The following is a 15653-nucleotide window of genomic DNA, read 5'->3' on the forward strand; positions in this document are numbered from 1 at the left end:
CTACGGTCGTACGCGCGCGACCTTCTCCCGAAACCGGTCCTCAGAGGCGCGCCGACATCTGTGCCCGGGCCATGATCTGTCGCGCCGCGACGTCCGCCCCCGCGAGCAGCGGCGAGGGCACCCCGGGGCCGCCCCGATCGCGGAGCCCGGCTGGGTGGACTGCGCGGGGATGCCGAGCACCACGACCGCGGGATCGACCTCACCGTCGGCGGAGACCAGGTTGTGCCCGCCCTCAGCCTCCTCGGCGACCTCCGCGCCGGTCGCCTCCATCGAGTGGGTCTCCACCCCGTCCACGGTGTGGATCCGGGCGCGGCCGGAGCCGAGCAGGGCACGCAGCAGCGGATCGTCCGTGTCCGGGACCTTCCCCTTGGACATCCGTGTCTCGAGCGGCACCTCGGAGGAGACCTCCCGACCGGTCACGGCGGAGGAGGCGCGGAAGAGCCCCGCGTCCTCGTCGGCCTCGACCGCGGTACCGGGTCCGAGGAGCTCGACCACCCCTGCCTCCAGCGGCCGCCAGCACCAGGCGCGCCCGCCCCGCCGGCGGGCCCGAGGCGAGGGCGAGCGAGTCGCCGTCGAACCATCCCAGCACGTCACGGGCCAGCGAGACGCCCGTGAAGGCGCCGCGGGCGGTGAGGAGACCGACCTGACGCCGCGCGCGCCCCCATCGCCCCGTTGACCGCGGCACGGGGGTGGCGCCAGGGATCGGACATGGAGCCGAGCTCGTCGCGGACCAGGCGGCGCACCAGGCGGGCCCAGCCGTCCGGGCCGACCTCCTCGCCGCGGGTGGGCCGATGCGGCTCCTCGAGGGCCCAGGCCCACTCCTCCTCACCGATCGAGGCCTCGAGCACCGCGTCGATCTCCTCGACGGTCGAGGCGGCCTCGAGCCCGGCGAGCCAGTCGCCGCCGACGGCCTGCGGGCGCGGCTCGCCCAGCGCCTCGAGGTAGACGCGGGCGAACTCGCGGCCGAGCACCGGCCACACCTCGTCGGCGAAGTCGATGCCGCCGCGGGCGGCGAGGGCTGCGAACCACTCCGGGCTCGCCCAGCGCGGCACGAAGGGGCGCACGGAGCGCCCGCCCTCGGGCTTGGAGCGGTAAGGGACGCCGCGCCGCGAGCCGACCAGCAGGCGCGGCTCTCGGCCGCTGGGCAGATAGCGCAGACGGCCGTGCGGATCGCCCTCGACGGCCTCGAACGCGCCGCCCCACTCCTCGGCCAGCCGCCCGAGGACGTCGAAGAGGTTCGCGCCGAGCCCGCGCACCAGCACGTCCTGCCCCGCGGGGAGGCCCGTGAAGTCCCGCTCCGCCGGCATGCCGGGCTCGACGTAGCGCAGGCCGTGACGTGCGGCGAAGCCCGCCAGCTCCTCCACCTCGCGGCTCCGCCGCCCCTGCACCATCCCTTGGGCGAGGACGACGGCGGGCGCGCTCAGCCGGCGACCGTCCTCGAGCACGACGGTGCGGCCGCGCGCCCGTGCCCTCGAGGGCGACGGCGCGGCCGAGGACCTCGGTGAGCTCGACGGCGCCCGTCCCCGCGGCGGCCTCGAGCTGGTCGCGGTAGTAGACGCCCTGCAGGCGCCGGGTGGGGAAGGTCGCGCCGGTCAGCGCCGACGCCTCCTCCACCACCCACTCCCCCGCCGGGTGCGTGCCCTCGGCCCGGACCCGCCGCGCCCAGTCCACGAGGTCGGGCCCGGGGGCGGGCGGGCCGCTCATGCGGGTCGAGTCGTCGGGATGGACGGTCGTGGCGTCGGCCTGGGTGTTGTTGAGGTACGCCGCCGGCTGGTCGAGGCGCCAGGTCGCGCCGGGTCCGATCGCGAGGGCGTCGAGGAGCGCGACGCGCGGCGGCGCGGCCCCTTCGGCGCGGACGCGCGCGACCAGGCGCGAGACGGTGGCGACGCCGCGGGGTCCGCCCCCGACGATCACCGCGTCGAAGTGCTCCGGGCTCATCGGGGCACGGCGGCGACGGCGTCGGCGCGGATCCTGCCGTGCTCGTCGAGCTCGGCGAGGCACGCGCCGGTGCGGGTGAACCCGGCCGCGTCGACCCGGGGGCGCTCGCGGGTGTGCTCGCGCACTGCGGGCCGGAGCACGTCCGCCGCCACCTCGCCCGTCGGGGCCAGGATCGCGTCGAGGAGGTCGTGGGCGGTGCGGGGCGCGGTCTCCGGAGGCATATGGAGAGCTTAAGGGTGCCCAAAGGGTCAGTTCTCGCCGTCGGGTTGTGCATCGGCTCACCCCGCCGGGTCGCTCAGCCCGCGAGCCACTGCGGCTCCACGAGCGCGGGCGCCCCGAAGAGCAGCGAGCCGGTTGCACTCCTCCTCGAGCGCCCGCTCGACGACCATCCGGCCGAGCTTCTCGAAGTCGAGGTCGACCGCGGAGCCCTGCGGAAACTCCTCGGGCTTGGCGATCGCGACGAAGGGAGCCCGGACTCGATCACGGGCGCGAGGCGCTCGTCGATGCGGTCCGGCTCCATCAGGATCAGGCCCTCGCGCACCCCGCTGCTCGTCACGCGGCGGATCCCGTCCATGACCTGCGACGAGACGCTCTCGTGCTCTCGCCCACCTGCCGTCTTCGGAAGACCCCCGGTGACGGTCCGCGTCGGGCCCCGCGGTGCTAGCGTGCCGGGGTGACCGCTTCGGAACCCCGCTCCCCTGCCTCGCCCACCGCCTCCTCCCCGGAGGATCCCGGCGCACGGATCGGGTTCGATCGCGAGAAGTACATCGAGCCGCAGTCCCGCCACATCCAGCGGCGCCGCGAGGAGATCGGCGGGAAGCTCTACCTCGAGATGGGTGGGAAGCTCTTCGACGACCACCACGCCTCACGGGTCCGCCCGGCTTCACGCCGGACAACAAGATCGCGATGCTCGAGCGGTCGCGGGACGAGCTCGAGATCCTCGTGTGCCTGAACGCGAAGGACCTCGAGCGCCAGAAGGTCCGCGCGGATCTGGGCATCACCTACGAGGACGACGTGCGCGGCTGATCGACGTCTTCCGCGAGCGGGGCTTCCTGGTCGAGAACGTGGTCCTCACCCAGCTCGAGGAGAAGAACCACATCGCCCATGCCTTCATCGAGCGCCTGCGCCGCCTGGGCCTCACCGTCGCACGCCACGGGGTGATCCCCGGCTATCCGCAGGACACGGCGCGGATCGTCTCGGAGCAGGGCTTCGGCGCGAACGAGTACACGATCACCAGCCGCGACCTCATCGTGGTCACCGCGCCCGGACCGGGCTCGGGCAAGCTCGCCACCTGCCTCTCGCAGATCTACCACGACCACCAGCGCGGCATCCCCTCGGGCTACGCGAAGTTCGAGACCTTCCCGATCTGGGACCTGCCGCTCGAGCACCCCGTGAACCTCGCCTACGAGTCGGCGACGGCGGATCTCGACGACCTGAACCTCATCGACCCCTTCCATCTCGCCGCCTACGGCACCCAGGTCACGAGCTACAACCGGGACGTCGAGGTCTTCCCGCTGCTGCGCACCCTGCTCGAGAAGCTCACGGGCTCCTCCCCCTACGCCTCCCCCACCGACATGGGCGTGAACCTCGCCGGGTCCTGCATCACGGGCGACGAGGTCTGCCGGGAGGCGGCGCGCCAGGAGATCATCCGCCGCTACTACAAGGCGCTGATGCACGAGCGGATCCAGGACGAGGACGACGTCGTCTCGCAGCGGATCGGGATGGTGATGTCGAAGGCGGGTCGCTCGCCGAGCGACCGCTCGGTCGTCGAGCCGGCGCTCGCGGTCGAGGCGCGCACCGGCGAGCCGGGTGCAGCGATCGAGCTGGCCGACGGCACGATCGTTTCCGGCAAGACCTCTGCCCTGCTCGGTCGCTCGGCGGCGATGCCGCTGAGCGCCCTGAAGCATCTGGCGGGGCTGGACGATGCGGTGCAGCTGCTCTCCCCTCCTCGATCGAGCCGATCCAGACCCTGAAGACCGAGCACCTCGGCTCGCGCAATCCCCGCCTGCACACCGATGAGGTGCTGATCGCCCTGTCGGTCTCCGCCTCGAGCGACGAGAACGCCCGGCAGGCCATCGACCAGCGCGCGGCCTGGCCGGCCGCGACGTGCACACGACGACGATCCTCGGGACGGTGGACGAGGACATCTTCCGCAACCTCGGCATCTCGGTGACCTCCGAGCCGCGCTTCCTGCGCAAGGCGCTCTACCACAAGCGCTGAGCGCCTTGCCGCCCCCTCTCGCCCCTTGCGCCGCATCGGGCGAATCGGTCCAATGGTGATCGGCCCCACTCGGACAGTCGTCCATCACGAGGGTGGGCACGGGGCGGGGCCGTGCACATCGATTCGAGGGGGATCACCATGCACGCCGTCCGTCGCACACTCGCCGCCGCCGCGGCGGCACCGCTGCTGGTCGCGGGCCTCGCCGCCTGCGGGAGCTCCGAGGAGCCGGCCGCCAGCGAGCAAGCCCCGACCGTCGAGGAGCAGAGCCAGGCCGAGGAGCCGGAGGATTCCGAGGCCCCCGAGGGTTCCGAGAGCCCCGAGGACCAGGGGTCCGACGGGCCCGAGCACTCGGAGGGCGAGGAGTCCGGGGACTCCGACGACGCCGGGGAGACGGAGGCGACCGGCTCCGGCACCACCTCCGTCGAGCACCTCTGGATCGACGACTCCTGGACGATCGAGGAGACCGACGACATCTGCGGCGAGATGGACCTCTCCCCCGCCAACTACTCCGACCAGGAGGGCTTCTTCAGCGCGCGGCCCGACGGCCGCGAGCGCCCTGGCCTGCCAGGTCGAGGCCGAGAACCTCGTCTACTGCATCACGAACGCCCCGGGCCGCAACGCGATCAGCTTCGCCTCGGACAAGGCCGCGGAGGATGCCGGGACGATGCCCGCGAACGAGGACGCCCTGCCTCTCCAGGTGACGCCGCCCGGAGGCGTGACCTGCCAGCCGATCTCCCACGATCACGACCAGCACTTCGAGGACATGTTCAGCTGGTACTCCTGCGACGACGGCTCCGAGCCGCTGACCGACGAGGACATCACCAACACCTTCGCCGTCGAGGGAGAGACCTGGACGGTGCAGCGGTCCGTCGACAAGGGCGCTCCCGAGGAGGTCGTCGCCGCGACGGTCACCTTCGCCGGGACCTGACCGTTCACCGCCGGCTCCGGGGAGGGTCTGCTGGCGTCCGCGCGTGCCCAGCCCGCCTATTCGGCGAGACTCTCCGGGCTGGTCACCGAGCTCGGCGTGACGGTCGTGATCGTCGATCCGCCGCTGAACCTCTCCACGTCGGAGGTGCCGGTGCTGAGCCTCTCCGGCAGCGAGGACGGACTGTCCACGCCGGAGAAGATCGCCGAGCACCGCGACGCCCTGCCGGGCAGAGCCGAGATGGTCGAGATCGCCGGGGCGAGCCATGCGAGCTTCGGGGACTACGGGCCGCAGAGCGGCGACGGCACGGCGACCATCGACGACGCCGAGATGGACGCCGCGGTCGAGGACGCCGTCGCGGAGCTCCTCGGCTCGATGCCCTGACCTCGGCGCACGCGCTCTCCGGTCAGGGCGCTCGATCAGAGCCTGGACCGGGGCGTGGTCGGAGGGGTAGGCACCGGACGCGTCGCGCCACACGTTGATCGCCGCCTTGGTGGTGACCAGGTCGTCGGTGGTGAGCACCCAGTCGATGCGGTCGCCGTCCTCGACCGGGTCCTCGTAGCCGGGGAAGGTCCCCCACGCCGGGGTGACGCGCCGCGCTGCGGAGTCCCAGGTGTCGACCGTCGGCCCGTCGGTGACCAGCGTCGTGTAGGCGCCGGAGTCGTGGGCATGGGAGTTGAAGTCGCCGGTGACGATGGTGGAGAGCCCGTCGAGCTCGCCGCCCTGGAAGAGATCGATCATCGCGTCGGCGCCGCGGATCCGAGCCGGCTCGCTCCGATGGTCGAAGTGGGTGTTGATCATCGCGAACTCGGCGCCGGAGGCGAGATCGCGCATCCGCGCCCAGACCACGATGCGGGTGACGGTGTTGCCCCAGGTGGCCGAGCCGATCACCTCGGGGGTGTCGGAGAGCCAGAACTGGTCCCACTGCGCAGACCTCGAGGCGGGTGCTGTCGTAGAAGATCGCGGAGTACTCGCCGGCGCGCCGCCCTCGCGGCCGTAGCCGATGCTGCGGTGGCGCGGCAGGGCGGACTCGATCGCGGTCAGCCGCCCGTACAGCGCCTCCTGGATGCCGAGCAGGGTGGGCTTCTCCCGCTCGAGCGGCTCGATCAGCGGCGGCCGACGGGTCGGCCAGTGGTCGGGGTCGCCCTCGACGGTGCCGCCGCCCGAGGAGCGGTCGTAGCGGATGTTGAAGCTCATCACGTGGAGCTCGTCGCGCTTTGCGCGGCCGATCAGCGCTCGGGAGGGGTTCTGCGCGGGTGCGGCGCCCGCCGGGGCGGCGGCCGCGGCGAGGGCGGCGCCCCCGGCGGCGCCGAGGCCGGTGAGGACGGTGCGACGGGCGGGGGCGACGGCCATGGGGCTCTCCTGGGCTCGGGGTCGGGACCGCGACCGACCGTAACGCCGAACTCAGAGGTGACCAGGGGGTTCGCCCGCTTCAGGGCAGAGCTTCACCGAGTCGATGCCCGACGGCCATGGTCGTCCTGGCACCGGCGCCGTGCGGCGGATGCGCGACGGGGCGCCCGCCGTGCGGCGGACGCCCCGTCATGGGTGTGCGGGCGGGTGCCCGCGGCCTCAGCCGTCGAGGTTCTCGACGGCGTAGTCGGCCTCCTCCTGGGTGAACTGGTCCCCGTACTCGGAGGAGAGCTGGTCGCGGATCGCCTCGGGCGACATGTCCATCGTGTCGCGGTAGGACTTGGCGGACTCCAGGGCGTTCTGGTTCCAGTCCGCGACGATGGTGTCGATCGCGTACTGGGCCTGCTCCTCGGTGAACTGCTCGCCGTACTCGGAGGTGAGCTGGTCGTAGATGCCCTGCTTGGACATGTGCGGCGTCTCGGAGTAGCTCTCCGCCGACTTCAGGGCGTTGTCGTTCCAGTCGGCCTCGAGGTTGTCGACCGCATACTGCGCCGCCTCCTCGGAGAACTGGTCGCCGTACTCGGAGGTGAGCTGGTCGAAGATGCCCTGCTGGGACATGTGCGGCGTCTCGGAGTAGGACTCCGCGCTGTTCAGCGCCGAGGTGTACTCCGCGGGGACGTCCCCCTCCGCAGGAGCCTCCTCGTCGGCGGGCACCTCCTCGTCGGTCGCCGCCTCCTCGGGCGCGGCCTCCTCGGCGGGCGACTCCTCCTCGACCGCGGCAGGAGCGGCCTCGGTGGTGGTCGAGGAGTCCTCGCCGTCGCCGGAGCTCGTCGCGACGATCGCGCTGCGACCGGCGATCGCGAGCGCGATGATCGCGAGGCGACCGCGGCCGCCGGCGATGAACCACTTGCCGCGCTTCTTCTTCTGCGGGGCCGGGGCGGGGGCGCCGGCGGGCATCCCGAAATGGGGCGCGGAGGAGGGATCGGGAGCGCCGGGCTCCGGGGACGGGGGGAGGGTGCTGTTCACAGCGGGTGTCCTCTCTGGACAGGATTCGGAGGCCCCCGGACGCGGGGGCGCCGAGGGGTACTGCTGGGAAGAGAGGCCTGCTGCGGTGTGCGGATGCTCCGTGACCGAGTGCGTCGATCGACCGCGCGGGGCCTGCACTGTGAACCTTGCACCACCGGTGGGACAGACGAAGTCCTGTACACCTGCAATGGAAGGCAGATCACAGGGTAACCACGATCCCCCAGGTCACAGAGAGGTCACGGCGCTTCGGTCACTTCGGCGACCCGGTCAGTCCGGGGCCGGGCCGTCCCACAGAGAACCGTAGCGCTCGGCGAGCAGCGGCCAGACCTGCCGGACGACGTCGGCCGTCGAGATGATGCCGTCCGCGCCCGCGCCGTCGAGCACGAGCTCGTGCGGGATCACTCGTCCAGCCTCATCGGCGCGGCCCTCGGGATCCCGCGACCGCACGGCGAGCGACCCGTCGGTCCTCCAGCGACCCTCGTCCTCGTCCTCGTGTCCGGAGAAGGCCCGTTCGTACAGCGGCGCGGATCCGCGTCGGCGCCGGTGCCGTCGACCGGCAGGAAGCGGAAGCCCCAGGTCCGGCCGCGGGTCGCCCAGAGCAGGATCATCGCCTGCTCCGACGCAAGACACCCTCGCGCTCGGCGCGCTCGAGATCGATCTTGAAGCCCGTGAGGATCGCGGCGAGGCTCTGCTTCTTCTCGAGCGCCCGGTCGTGGACGCCCCGGAGCTTCTCCCCCGCGAGCGAGGCGGCGTCCTGGACCATGTCCTTGCTGAGCAGCGGCACCACGGTCGCGAGCGCCGTGGAGATCAGACCGAGCCGTCCGGGCAGGCGGTGGCGGGCGCCGAACATCGCCAGCGCCATCGCCCCGGTGCCGATGGTGCCGGCGTTCTCGGCGAGCTCCCGGGCCACCTTCGCGGGGATCTCCTGCCGCCTGGCCCAGGTGACATGCCGCTCGAACGGCGCGATCGCGGCGAGCGGAAGGATCACGTCCACCCCGATCCTCTCGCGCACGGCGATGCGTCCCGGCGTGAACCGTGCCGAGGACAGCAGCAGCAGCGCGTCCTCCCCCACGGCGAGCGCCTCGTCGCCGACCACCATCGACTCGATCGCCTCGCGCGCCTGGCCGAGCTCGTCGGCGGCCTTCTCGAGCACGAGCGCCTTGAAGCGGTCCACGTCCATCTCCGGCAAGCAGGTCCGCCTTGGACAGGGCGAGCACCCAGATGCGGGGGAAGCGCACCAGTTCCTTCCCGCCGACGAGGATCTCGTCCCGCGCCCGCACCAGGCCCGTGCGCAGGGTGTGGAAGAGCGCCTTGAGGTAGCGCTCCTCCTCACCGCCCGCGTCCTTCAGCTTCTGCCCGTCGACCATCAGCGGCGCGACGTCGGAGACGAGCAGGGCGCGGAAGGCCTCGACGCGCCGTCGCTCCTCCTCCGGTCCGCTGACGGAGCGCTCGAACCACTCCCCGGGGTAGTCGTGCCACACCAGCCGCACGGCGTCGACGGGCATCGCCTTGCGCTCGGCGGCGCTGGGGGTCGCGCGCAGCGAGAGGGTGAAGCGATAGGGCTCGGCGCGGAAGCGGTTCCCGGCGGGGACCTCGGCGGAGTTCTCCATCCGGAAGTAGTTCTTCAGCGACCGGTCGCCCTGGGTGGTGTCGTCGGCGACGAGGTCGTAGAGTCGCCTACCGGTCCCGGGCCCGCGTCCGGTGGCGTCCTGGGCCGCGCCGTAGAAGGAGGACAGCGGCACCGTCTTACCGTCGCCGCTCTCCCCGAACACGGCGATGTCTTGCTCGAGCTTCCTGTCGCGGGGCGCGGGTCGTCGCGGGGTGCGCCGGATCGTCTTCTCGCGAGCCGCCATGCCCCGAGACTAGGGCACCGCCCTGCGAGTCGGCCCCTGCATGGACCGAGGTCGGTCGACGTCGATAGCCTGGTCCCACCAGCAAGGACGCCCACGCCGCACCGAGGAGCACCATGCCGCGCACCCTTCCCGAGCGACCGGACTTCGCCAGCGCGGCCGAGCAGGAGGTATGGGAGCACCTGACCGAGCAGCCGCCCGCCGAGGCGGTGCTGATCGCCGGGCGCGCGCGTCACCGCCCGCGGCGAGGAGGTCGAGGCGGATCTGCTGGTGCTCTGGCCGGGCGTCGGGATCGCGGTGATCGAGGTGAAGGGCGGGCGGATCTCCCTGGAGGACGGGACCTGGCGGCAGGCGGACCGCTCCGGCTCGCGGGAGCTCGTCCGTTCCCCGATCGATCAGGCCCAGCGCGCGAAGCACCACCTGCTGGAATACCTCAACGGCGTCTCCTCCCGTCCGGTCGGTCGTGCCGTGCACCTGGCGGTGCCGCCCTACACGCAGCCTGCCCGCGGACTGGGACCCGCCCGAGGCGCCGCGCACCCTCACGCTGGATGCGACCGACCTGTCCCGCCTCGCGGACCGGATCGTGCACGCCCTGAACTCGCAGACCCGGGACGCCTATGCCCCGCTGGACTCCGCGCAGTGCGAGCACGGCGTGAAGATGCCGCGCCGCACCCACCGCGCGATCGAGAACCACCAGCCGCTCGCGAAGGAGATCGCCGACGAGGGCAACCAGCTCACCCGCGAGCAGGAGCGCGCGATCGCCCTCTTTGCGCTTCCAGCACCGCGCGCAGATCATCGGCGGGGCCGGCTCCGGCAAGACGCACCTGGCGATGATCAAGGCCCGCACGCTCGCCCGGGACGGCTTCCGCACTGCGCTGCTGTGCTACTCCCGCGGCCTCGCCAGGCACTTCCAGCTCCTCTCCGCGACCTGGCCGGAGCAGGAGCGTCCCGCCTATGTGGGGCTCTTCCACGACCTGCCGGTGGGCTGGGGCGCTGAGACCGAGCAGGAGTTCGGCGGCTCCCCGGTCGAGTACTACGAGGAGCACCTCCCGGCCCGTCTCGCGCACCTCGCGGGCGAGACCGACGAGGAAGAGCTCTTCGACGCGATCGTCGTCGACGAGGCACAGGACTTCGCCGACGCCTGGTGGGAGGCGCTGCGCAGCCCTGCCTGCGCGACCCCGCGGAGGGTGTCCTGTTCGTGTTCGCCGACGAGCACCAGAGCGTCTTCGACCGCGAGGGTCGCGCCCCGATCACGCTGAACCCCTTCCCGCTGGACGACAACCTGCGCAAGCACCCGCACGATCGCGCACGCCTTCGCGCCGCTCACCCCGGTGGAGCAGACCCCGCGGTCGCCGGCCGGCGCGCCCGTGCGCTATCTCGCCTCCTCCGCCGAGGACGCGGTCGCGACCGCCGACGACACGGTCGAGAAGCTGATGGACGAGGGCTGGGAGCCGGGGCAGATCGCCCTGCTGACCACCGGCGACCGCCACCCCGAGCAGAGGACGCAGATCGAGCACGAGGGGTACGACGGCTACTGGGACGGGTTCTTCTCCGCGACCGATGTGTTCTACGGGCATGTGCTGGGCTTCAAGGGGCTCGAGCGGCCCGTCGTGGTGCTCGCGGTCAACGGCTTCGGCGCCGCGGAGCGGGCACGCCAGGCGCTCTACGTGGGCCTGTCCCGGGCCCGCTCGCTGCTGGTGGTGGTCGGGGACGGCGGGGAGATCTGGGACGCGGGCGGGCCCGTAGTGTGGGAGCGGATCAGCGGGAGCCGGTGAGCCGGCGCACCACCACCAGCGTGATCACGGTCGCGAGCGTCGGCAAGACGATCCCCAGCAAGACGAAGGCGGCCGCGCTCCCTGTCCGCTCCTGCATCCAGGCGAAGTTCATGCCGAAGAAACCGGTCGCGAGCGTGAGCGGCATGAAGATCGTCGCGACCAGGGTGAGCCGCTCGTTGACGACGGCGCCCTGTTCTGCCAGCAGATCGCCGAGCACCGTGTGAAGGCGTGCGGCGGCGGAGCTGTTCGCCTTGAACTCGACCGCGGCCCGACGCGCCGGTGGCGCGGCTCCTTCGGGAGCTCCTGGGAGAGTCGCTCCTCGGGGAGGCACAGCCGGTGCATCGCGGCCTGGGCCGCCTGGATGCGGAAGAGATCCGACCGCCTCCTGCCCAGCAGGCGCCGGCGCGCCGCGGCGGCGTAGCCGTCGGCGCGGTCCTCGAACTGCTCGCTCTCGTCCTCGAACCCGTCCAGCACCTCCTCGCCGCGGCGCGCGACGGCCAGCAAGCATCCCGACGACGGCCTCGCGGACGCCGTCGGCGGCCGTCGCCTCCGCGCGCACCGCCTCCAGCGCCTCCGGCGCCCCCATGACGAGCACCCCTGCGGCGGCGGCGTGGATCCGCACGGCCAGGTGCTGTGCACCGTAGTCCGGCAGGAGCAAGACGAGCTCGATCCGCCCTCCCGTCAGGTGCGCGAAGGGCCGACGGGCGAGCTCGTCGGTGCGCGGACCCTGGATGTCCCAGCTCCGGACGGCCGCCTCGACGACCGGGTCCTGGAGGTCACGGGCGAACGCGCACCCGGGCGCGTCGCCGAGCGCCTCGAGACCTTCGACGGAATCGACGACCTGCATGCGGGGTCCTCCTCGGGCTCAGAGCGAGACGATCAGCGGCGTCGCCCCGACGACGAGTCCGGAGGCGATCAGCGCGATCGTGGTGCACCCGAGGATGCCACGCATCGTCAGCCCGGCGATCGCCGGCCGCGGGAGCGTCCGGAAGAGCGGGATCATGGTGATCCGCTGGCCGCCGTCGGAGGGGACGCGGACCATCGCAGGCGCGCGAGCCGCCCGGAGTGTTCGTTTCCCCTGGCCCCGCCCGGCCCGTCGGGCGCGGCTCCTTCGCCAAGACCCTCGTCGGCACCGGCGTGGAGATGTTCGACTGGACGATCTACTCGACCCTCGCCTCCTTCTTCGCCACGTCCTTCTTCGGCGCGGATCTCCGACACCCGGCGGCGCCGCGCCTCGCTGCTCAGGCGGCACCGTCCCGGCCCTGCAGGCGTGGATCGGCGGGACCTGGGGGCCACAGTACTTCGCCCTCTACGTCACCGCCGCGGCGGTCGTCTCCATCGTGGTGGTGCTGGCCACGGTCCCGGAGACCCGGGCCAAGGACCTGCACGCGGAGACGACCACCGCGGACCTCGCGCGCTGAGGGGCGCTCAGTACCAGCTGTCCTTCTCGAGCGTGTAGCGGATGTCGGCGAGGTCCGCCTCCGCCACCTGCACGCGGTCACGGGTGATGGACTTCAGCGCCAGCTCTCGACGGGCGATCCGCCAGCCGTCCTCGCCGCGTACCAGGTCGTCGACGTAGATCCCGGTGCCGCGGATGAGCAGGAAGGTGCCCTCCTCCTCGGTGGTCTGCAGGGTCGTCCACAGCGCCTCGGTGACGGCGTGCGCGCTGTCGCCGTCGATCCGGTGACGGGTCTTGCCCACGAGGTCTTCGCCCGCCCAGGCGGGTCACGTCGTTGCGGGAGAGCGACTCGACGAGGGAGCGGGGGTCGAGCACCTTCTCGCGGTCGATCAGCACGATCTCGGCATCGGGCGTGAAGGCCTCGGGCAGGATCGACCAGTCGCGCTGGTCCAGCGCGTGGGAGTAGGCGTTGATCGCGTCGTCGATGCCGGCGCGGTCCAGCAGGTCCTGCACGGTGGTGGCGGTCATGAGGGATCCTCTCGGTGCAGCGGGTCAGGGGCGGGAGCCGGGATGGGGCCGACGCTCAGCCCCACTTGATGGTCGAGCCGGCGTCGATCGGCAGGTGAACGCCGGTGATGAAGCGGGCCTCGTCGGAGACGAGGAAGAGCACCGCGTTGGCGACGTCGATCGGGTCGATCCACGGCACGTCCAGCGGCTTGCCCTTCGAGAAGCCCTCGACGACGTCCGCGGGCCGCGGGTCCTCGAGGTCGGGACGGAACTTCCGCATGAAGTCCCGGTTCAGCACCAGCTCGGTGCCCACGGCGGTGGGGTGGGTGGTGTTGACCCGGCCGCCGAAGGGGCCGAGCTCGTGGGCCCAGGTCTCGGCGAGGCCGACGAGCGCCGTCTTGGCCGCGGTGTAGGCCGAGGAGTTCGCGCCGCCGCGGATCCCGGCGGTGGAGGAGGCGAGCACCACGGCCGAACCGTTCGGGTTCTGCTTCAGCACCGGGAAGACGGCGCGGGCGGTGTTCATCACGCCCGTCAGGTTCACGTCCAGGACGGTGCGCCAGGTGGAGTCCGGGAGGTCCTCGACCGGCGGCTCCTGGAGCAGCGACCCCGGCGTTGGCGAAGACGATGTCGATCCGCCCGAACTCCTCGACCCCGCGTGCCACGGCGGCGTCCAGCGAGGACCGGTCGGTGACGTCGGCGACGACCGGCAGGAGGGCGGAGGGGTCCGGCAGGGAGGCGCGGAGCGCCTCGAGGGTCTCCTGCTGGCGTTCGAGGTCGGCAGCGATCACGCGGGCCCCTTCCTCGATCAGTCGCTGCGCGGTCGCGGAGCCGATGCCGCCCGCGGCGCCGGTCACCAGGGCGATCCGGTCCTGGACGCGCCCGGCGGGGAGGCTCGGGGTGGTGGTGCTCTCGGTGCTGGTCACGGCTGTCCTCTCGCGCGGTGGATCGGTGCGGCGGGCTCCGTGCCGCTCCCCTGTTCTACAGCATCGGCCCGGGAGCGATCCGGCACGGTTCACACGACGACGCACAGGCCAGGAGCGCACCAGGCGTACTCTTCCTCTGCCTCGTCCCCTGCGCCCCCGCCGATGCGCCGCTCCCCTCCTGGAGGACATGCATGCCCGACGCCACGCGTCCCAGCCCCGCCCGCGACCCCCGCCTGGACCGTCCCTGGCCCGCGCTGTGGTCGATCGTGCTGGGCTTCTTCATGATCCTGGTCGACACCACGATCGTCACGGTCGCGGTCCCGCGGATGCAGGAGGACCTGGGGGCGGAGCTGACCGGCCTGCTGTGGGTGACCAGCGCCTATCTGCTCGCCTACGCGGTGCCGCCGCTGATCACGGGGCGGCTCGGGGACCGGCTGGGGCTGAAGTCGGTCTATCTCGTCGGGCTCCTCGTGTTCACCGCGTCGAGCCTGTGGTGCGGGCTCGCGGGGAGCGTGGAGATGCTGATCGTGGCGCGCGTGGTGCAGGGCCTCGGTGCGGGGACGATGACCCCGCAGACCATGTCGATGATCACCCGCATGTTCTCGCCGCGGCGGCGAGGTCAGGCGATGGCCGTGTGGGGCGCGACGGCAGGGGTCGCGAGCCTCGTCGGCCCCGTCCTCGGCGGGTCGCTGGTGGACGGGCCGGGCTGGGAGTGGATCTTCTTCGTCAACGTGCCCGTCGGGGTGCTCGCGATCGCGCTGGTGCTCCGCAACGTGCCGCGCTTCCCGCGCCGCTCGCACTCCTTCGACTGGCTCGGCGTGGCGCTCTCGGCGACGGGCCTGTTCCTGCTGGTGTTCGGGATCCAGGAGGGCGACAGCTACGACTGGGGCACGATCACGGACTCCCTGGTGATCGGCCCCGTGGACACGGGCGTGCCCGTGACGGTGCCCGGGATGATCCTCGCCGGGGTGCTGGTGCTGGCGGTGTTCGTCCTCTGGCAGGCGGTGATGCGGCGCGAACCGCTGGTGCCGCTGTCGCTCTTCCGCGACCGCAACTTCTCGGTCGCGAACGTGGCGATCGCGATGATGGGCGCGACCGTGCTCAGCTTCGCGATCCCCACCACGCTGTTCTTCCAGCAGGTGCTCGGCATGTCGCCGACGCAGGCGGCGCTGATGACGGCACCCTCCGCGGTGCTCTCGCTGGTCCTCGCGCCGCTGGTCGGCCGCTGGATGACGAGCCACGACCCGCGACCGCTGGCGCTGATCGGCTTCGCCTCGCTGGCGGGCGGGTCGCTGTGGCTCTCCCTGCTGATGGACCCGGACGCCTCCGTGCTGGTCCTTCTGTCGCCGTTCGTGCTGATCGGGATCGGGAACGCCTGCATCTGGGGGCCGCTGTCCCTGACCGCGACCCGCAATCTCCCGCCCTCGCAGGCCGGCGCCGGATCCGGCGTCTACAACGAGATGAGGCAGGTCGGCTCGGTGCTCGGCTCGGCCGGCATCGCGACGCTCATGGCCGACCGGATCGCGGCCCGCCTCGGTGAGGCGACCAGGGGCCAGGGCGGCGCGCCTGCGGGCGCGGAGTCCGGAGCAGGCTCCCTGCCCCCGTTCCTGCACGCCCCGTACGCCGCGGCGATGGCCGACGCCATGTGGCTTCCCGTCGGCCTCGCCGCGGTCGGCCTCCTCGCCGCGCTCGCCATCGGCCGACCGATCGACACCGGGGTGTGGGCGAAGGACGAGTGAG

16 protein-coding genes and 4 pseudogenes are annotated in these 15653 nt (G+C 72.4%); 7 read left to right on the top strand and 13 right to left on the bottom strand.

Annotated elements, in window-relative coordinates; translation table 11 throughout:
* The 5 genes and pseudogenes from WKH84_RS02905 to WKH84_RS02925 form a co-directional block, all read right to left on the bottom strand.
* Positions 1-495 (bottom strand): hypothetical protein, encoded by a 495-nt coding sequence (locus WKH84_RS02905; RefSeq protein WP_341855568.1) that lies wholly within the window; start codon positions 493-495, stop codon positions 1-3.
* Between the two features lie 95 nt (positions 496-590).
* Positions 591-1445, bottom strand: coding sequence for a hypothetical protein (locus WKH84_RS02910; RefSeq protein ID WP_341857065.1), 855 nt, complete (start codon positions 1443-1445; stop codon positions 591-593).
* A 70-nt stretch (positions 1446-1515) separates the two neighbouring features.
* Positions 1516-1938 (bottom strand): annotated as a pseudogene (locus WKH84_RS02915) (FAD/NAD(P)-binding protein); the annotation flags it as partial.
* Entirely contained in the window at positions 1935-2159 is a 225-nt protein-coding gene (locus WKH84_RS02920; RefSeq protein WP_341855569.1) for a hypothetical protein, read from the bottom strand. The gene WKH84_RS02920 and the pseudogene WKH84_RS02915, both read right to left, overlap by 4 nt.
* 74 nt (positions 2160-2233) lie before the next feature.
* Positions 2234-2512 carry a hypothetical protein gene (locus WKH84_RS02925; RefSeq protein ID WP_341855570.1) on the bottom strand — a complete coding sequence of 93 codons (279 nt, stop codon included), beginning with the start codon at positions 2510-2512 and terminating at the stop codon, positions 2234-2236.
* A gap of 99 nt (positions 2513-2611) precedes the next feature.
* On the opposite strand from WKH84_RS02925, the pseudogene WKH84_RS02930 reads away from it, so the two are divergent.
* Together WKH84_RS02930 and WKH84_RS02935 are read left to right on the top strand one after the other, a co-directional pair.
* Positions 2612-4158: pseudogene (locus tag WKH84_RS02930) on the top strand (DUF1846 domain-containing protein).
* 967 nt (positions 4159-5125) lie between these two features.
* Positions 5126-5467 (top strand): annotated as a pseudogene (locus tag WKH84_RS02935) (alpha/beta hydrolase); the annotation flags it as partial.
* Positions 5468-5533: 66 nt separating this feature from the next.
* Here the strand turns inward: WKH84_RS02935 and WKH84_RS02940 are convergent.
* From WKH84_RS02940 to WKH84_RS02955, 4 genes and pseudogenes are all read right to left on the bottom strand, one after another.
* Positions 5534-6436, bottom strand: a pseudogene (locus WKH84_RS02940) (endonuclease/exonuclease/phosphatase family protein); the annotation flags it as partial.
* 216 nt (positions 6437-6652) lie between these two features.
* On the bottom strand, positions 6653-7459 hold the full coding sequence (locus WKH84_RS02945) for an Ltp family lipoprotein (protein ID WP_341855571.1): 807 nt from the start codon (positions 7457-7459) through the stop codon (positions 6653-6655).
* Positions 7460-7726: 267 nt separating this feature from the next.
* The gene (locus WKH84_RS02950) at positions 7727-8089 is read right to left on the bottom strand and encodes a hypothetical protein (protein WP_341855572.1); all 363 of its coding nucleotides are present in this window, start codon (positions 8087-8089) and stop codon (positions 7727-7729) included.
* On the bottom strand, positions 8064-8648 hold the full coding sequence (locus tag WKH84_RS02955) for a hypothetical protein (RefSeq protein WP_341855573.1): 585 nt from the start codon (positions 8646-8648) through the stop codon (positions 8064-8066). The genes WKH84_RS02950 and WKH84_RS02955 overlap by 26 nt, the downstream gene beginning before the upstream one ends.
* 931 nt (positions 8649-9579) lie before the next feature.
* Between WKH84_RS02955 and WKH84_RS02960 the strand changes: the two genes are divergently transcribed.
* The 3 genes from WKH84_RS02960 (at position 9580) to WKH84_RS02970 (ending at position 11084) form a co-directional block, all read left to right on the top strand.
* A complete protein-coding gene (locus WKH84_RS02960; protein ID WP_341855574.1) occupies positions 9580-10143 on the top strand; it encodes an NERD domain-containing protein in 564 nt (187 codons plus the stop codon).
* Positions 10140-10568, top strand: coding sequence for a hypothetical protein (locus WKH84_RS02965; protein ID WP_341855575.1), 429 nt, complete (start codon positions 10140-10142; stop codon positions 10566-10568). Before WKH84_RS02960 ends, WKH84_RS02965 begins: the two co-directional genes overlap by 4 nt.
* A 72-nt stretch (positions 10569-10640) precedes the next feature.
* Complete coding sequence (locus WKH84_RS02970) at positions 10641-11084, top strand: ATP-binding domain-containing protein (RefSeq protein WP_341855576.1); 444 nt, start codon at positions 10641-10643, stop codon at positions 11082-11084.
* Here the strand turns inward: WKH84_RS02970 and WKH84_RS02975 are convergent.
* Positions 11068-11931 (bottom strand): CorA family divalent cation transporter, encoded by an 864-nt coding sequence (locus WKH84_RS02975; protein WP_341855577.1) that lies wholly within the window; start codon positions 11929-11931, stop codon positions 11068-11070. The two genes, WKH84_RS02970 and WKH84_RS02975, sit on opposite strands and share 17 nt — an antisense overlap.
* An 18-nt stretch (positions 11932-11949) precedes the next feature.
* Positions 11950-12087, bottom strand: coding sequence for a hypothetical protein (locus WKH84_RS02980; RefSeq protein WP_341855578.1), 138 nt, complete (start codon positions 12085-12087; stop codon positions 11950-11952).
* Here WKH84_RS02980 and WKH84_RS02985 point away from each other — a divergent pair.
* Positions 12086-12505 (top strand): hypothetical protein, encoded by a 420-nt coding sequence (locus WKH84_RS02985; RefSeq protein WP_341855579.1) that lies wholly within the window; start codon positions 12086-12088, stop codon positions 12503-12505. The two genes, WKH84_RS02980 and WKH84_RS02985, sit on opposite strands and share 2 nt — an antisense overlap.
* A gap of 77 nt (positions 12506-12582) precedes the next feature.
* Here WKH84_RS02985 and WKH84_RS02990 read toward each other — a convergent pair whose 3' ends face one another.
* Together WKH84_RS02990 and WKH84_RS02995 are read right to left on the bottom strand one after the other, a co-directional pair.
* Positions 12583-13011, bottom strand: a complete 429-nt coding sequence (locus WKH84_RS02990) for a nuclear transport factor 2 family protein (RefSeq protein WP_341855580.1) — start codon at positions 13009-13011, stop codon at positions 12583-12585.
* Positions 13012-13066: 55 nt separating this feature from the next.
* Positions 13067-13531 (bottom strand): SDR family oxidoreductase, encoded by a 465-nt coding sequence (locus WKH84_RS02995; protein WP_341855581.1) that lies wholly within the window; start codon positions 13529-13531, stop codon positions 13067-13069.
* Between the two features lie 573 nt (positions 13532-14104).
* Here WKH84_RS02995 and WKH84_RS03000 point away from each other — a divergent pair.
* Complete coding sequence (locus WKH84_RS03000) at positions 14105-15652, top strand: DHA2 family efflux MFS transporter permease subunit (protein WP_341855582.1); 1548 nt, start codon at positions 14105-14107, stop codon at positions 15650-15652.
* Position 15653 lies beyond the last annotated feature (1 nt).

It is taken from the genome of Brachybacterium sp. GPGPB12 (assembly GCF_038396325.1).
GTDB classification, from domain to species: Bacteria; Actinomycetota; Actinomycetes; order Actinomycetales; family Dermabacteraceae; genus Brachybacterium; species Brachybacterium conglomeratum.